The organism is Pseudomonas sp. FA117 (assembly GCF_057370475.1).
Genome location: NZ_CM170675.1, coordinates 2,308,853 through 2,312,193 on the forward strand (window position 1 = coordinate 2,308,853; position 3,341 = coordinate 2,312,193).

At 67.0% G+C, this 3,341-nt stretch carries 3 protein-coding genes; all 3 read left to right on the plus strand.

Annotated features, from left to right (window positions below):
• From AC1TXO_RS10770 to AC1TXO_RS10780, 3 genes are read left to right on the plus strand one after another with little or no spacing between them, the layout of a single operon-like run.
• The gene (locus tag AC1TXO_RS10770) at positions 1-828 is read left to right on the plus strand and encodes an ABC transporter permease (protein ID WP_486406288.1); all 828 of its coding nucleotides are present in this window, start codon (positions 1-3) and stop codon (positions 826-828) included.
• Between the two features lie 2 nt (positions 829-830).
• Positions 831-2,474 carry an ABC transporter ATP-binding protein gene (locus tag AC1TXO_RS10775; protein WP_486406289.1) on the plus strand — a complete coding sequence of 548 codons (1,644 nt, stop codon included), beginning with the start codon at positions 831-833 and terminating at the stop codon, positions 2,472-2,474.
• Positions 2,471-3,172 (plus strand): NAD(P)H-dependent oxidoreductase, encoded by a 702-nt coding sequence (locus AC1TXO_RS10780; protein ID WP_486406290.1) that lies wholly within the window; start codon positions 2,471-2,473, stop codon positions 3,170-3,172. The genes AC1TXO_RS10775 and AC1TXO_RS10780 overlap by 4 nt, the downstream gene beginning before the upstream one ends.
• The last annotated feature ends 169 nt before the right edge of the window (positions 3,173-3,341 follow it).

Consider the following 3,341-nt stretch of genomic DNA (forward strand, 5'->3'; position numbering starts at 1 on the left):
ATGAGCCTGTACACGCAATTGCGCCGCGCGCCGCTGAGCGCCAAGTTCGGCCTGCTGGTGATCCTGGTCTACGTGCTGGTGGCGTTGTTCGCGCCGCTGGTGGCGCCGTTCGGCGAGACCGAGGTGGTCGGCGAGGGCTTCGCGCCCTGGGGCGGGCAGTTCCTGCTCGGCACCGACAACCTGGGCCGCGACATGTTCAGCCGCCTGGTCTACGGCGCACGCAACACCCTGGGCATCGCCTTCCTGACCACCGTGCTGGCCTTCGCCCTGGGCGGGTTCTGCGGGCTGGTGGCGGCGATCCGCGGTGGCTGGATCGATCAGGGCATGTCGCGGGTGGTGGACATCCTCATGGCCATCCCGCAACTGATCTTCGCCTTGCTGATCCTCAGCGTGGTCGGCACCACCACCACTTCGCTGGTGCTGGTGATCGCGCTGCTCGATGCCACCCGCGTGTTCCGCCTGTCGCGGGCGGTGGCGATGAGCGTGGTGGTGCAGGACTTCGTCGAGGCCGCGCGGCTGCGCGGGGAAGGGCTGTGGTGGCTGGTCACCCGCGAGGTGCTGCCCAATGCGGCGGCGCCGCTGGTCGCCGAGTTCGGCCTGCGCTTCTGCTTTGTCTTCCTGTTCATCAGTGCCTTGTCGTTCCTCGGCCTGGGCATCCAGCCGCCTACCGCCGACTGGGGCAGCATGGTGCGCGACAACGCCGTGCTGATCACCTTCGGCGATGTCAGCCCGCTGCTTCCGGCGCTGGCAGTGGCGTTGATCACCGTGAGCGTGAATTTCGTCGTCGACTGGGTGCTGCACAAGTCCAGCGGCCTGAAGGAGTGCTGAGCATGAAACCGCTACTGGAAATCCGTGATTTGCACATCGAAGGTCACTCCGACGACACCTGGCATCCGCTGGTCAAGGGCATCGACCTGACCCTGCAACGCGGCGAAGTGCTGGGGCTGATCGGTGAGTCGGGGGCCGGCAAGTCGACCCTGGGCCTGGCGGCGATGGGCTATGTGCGCGACGGCTGCCGCATTGCCCGTGGTTCGGTACGTTTCGACGGCGAGGAACTGGTCGGCGCAGCCCCTGAGGCACTGCGCAAGCTGCGCGGCCTGCGGGTCGCCTATGTCGCGCAGAGCGCTGCAGCGTCCTTCAACCCGGCGCATCGGTTGATCGACCAGCATGTGGAAACCGCCGTGATCAACGGCGGCATCGACCGCGCCACCGCCGAGGCCGAGGCGGTCGAGCTGTACCGCGTGCTGCGCCTGCCGGACCCGGAGAACATCGGCCGACGCTACCCGCACCAGGTCTCCGGTGGCCAACTGCAGCGGGTGATGACGGCCATGGCCATGGCCTGCCACCCGGACCTGATCGTGTTCGACGAACCGACCACTGCACTCGACGTCACCACCCAGATCGAGGTGATCGCCGCCATTCGCGATGCGGTCAAGCGCTTCGGCAGCGCGGCGCTGTACATCAGTCACGACCTGGCCCTGGTGGCGCAGATCGCCGACCGCATCATGGTCCTGCGCCACGGCAGCCTGGTCGAGGAGGCCGCCACCCGCACCATGCTCGGCGCCCCCAGCCAGGACTACACCCGCTCGCTGTGGGCGGTGCGCAGCTTCCACACCGAACCCAAGGCCATGCAGGCGCAGGCCCGGCCGCTGCTGGAGGTGCGCAACGCTTCGGCCAGCTATGGTGCGCAGCCGGTGCTGCACGATGTGTCGCTGACGCTGCAGCGCGGGCAGACCCTGGCGGTGATCGGTGAGTCCGGCAGTGGCAAGAGCACCACGGCGCGGCTGATTACCGGGCTTCTGCAACCGAGCAGCGGCCAGGTGCTGTACGACGGCGACCTGTTGCCGGCCGACTACCGGCGGCGCAGCAAGGAGCAACTGCGCCGTATCCAGATGATCTACCAGATCCCCGACACCGCGCTCAATCCGCGCCAGCGCATCGTCGACATCATCGGTCGCCCGCTGGCCTTCTACCTGGGGCTCAAGGGCAGGGCGCTGCGTGAGCGCGTGGCCGAGCTGCTGGAGATGATCGAACTGGACCCTGCCAGGTTCATGGAGCGTCAGCCACGCGAGCTGTCCGGTGGGCAGAAGCAGCGGGTGTGCATCGCCCGTGCCCTGGCCGCCGAGCCGCAACTGATCATCTGCGACGAAGTGACCTCGGCACTCGACCAGTTGGTGGCCGAAGGCGTGCTCAAGCTGCTCGACCGCATCCAGCGCCAGCTGGGCGTGGCCTATCTGTTCATCACCCACGACGTGGCAACGGTGCGCGCCATTGCCGACGAGGTGATGGTGATGCAGCGCGGCAGGGTCGTGGACCATGGCCGCCGCGAGGCGATCTTCACCCCGCCGTATCAGGATTACACCGGGCTGCTGTTCTCTTCGGAGCCGCAGATGGACCCGGACTGGCTCGACCGCCTGCTGGCCGGTCGCGCCGCTGCTACCCCCCAGCCAACTGCCGAAGGACAGCTTTCATGAATGTACTGATCGTCCACGCCCATCCCGAACCGCATTCGTTCACCGCCGCGCTGCGCGACCAGGCGGTGGAGACTTTCAAGGCCCAGGGGCATCAGGTGCAGGTCAGCGACCTGTACGCCATGGGCTGGAACCCGGTGGCCAGCGCCGATGACTTCGCCACGCGCGAGAACCCCGAGTACCTGGTCTATGCGCTGGAACAACGCCTGGGGGTCAAGAGCGGCTCCATCGCCGCGGATATCCGGCAGGAGCTCGACAAGCTGCTGTGGGCCGACCTGCTGGTGCTGAACTTCCCGATCTTCTGGTTCTCCGCCCCGGCGATGCTCAAGGGCTGGATCGACCGGGTGCTGGTGTCGGGTGTGTGCTATGGCGGCAAGCGCTTCTACGACCAGGGCGGCCTGGCGGGCAAGAAGGCGCTGGTGACCGTGACCCTGGGCGGTCGCGAGCACATGTTCGGCGAGGGCGCGATCCATGGGCCGCTGGAAGACATGCTGCGGCCGATCCTGCGCGGCACCCTGGCCTATGTCGGTTTCGACGTATTGGCGCCGTTCGTGGCCTGGCATGTGCCGTACATCAGCGACGAGGCACGAAGCGAGTTCCTGGCGCAGTACCGCCAGCGGCTGGAACAGCTCTCGGACGATCAGCCACTGGAGTTCCCGCGCCTGGAACAGTTCGACGAGGCGCTGTATCCGTTGCGTTGAACCGGCTGCATCCGCTGTCGTTGGCGCGGCCTTGCGTCGCGCCCACAGGCGACAGCGGCGGTTCGCCGCTGCATCCCTCCCTTTGTCCCCCCTTACCCTGTCACCCCTCGCGCGCCTGATCCTTTAGCTTTGCGCCATTTCCGATTGGCAAAAAGCAGGATGCTTACCC

Coding starts and splice junctions, on each gene's coding strand:
- AC1TXO_RS10770 (WP_486406288.1), top strand. CDS start 1: ATGAGCCTGTACACGCAATTGCGCCGCGCGCCGCTGAGCGCCAAGTTC.
- AC1TXO_RS10775 (WP_486406289.1), top strand. CDS start 831: ATGAAACCGCTACTGGAAATCCGTGATTTGCACATCGAAGGTCACTCC.
- AC1TXO_RS10780 (WP_486406290.1), top strand. CDS start 2,471: ATGAATGTACTGATCGTCCACGCCCATCCCGAACCGCATTCGTTCACC.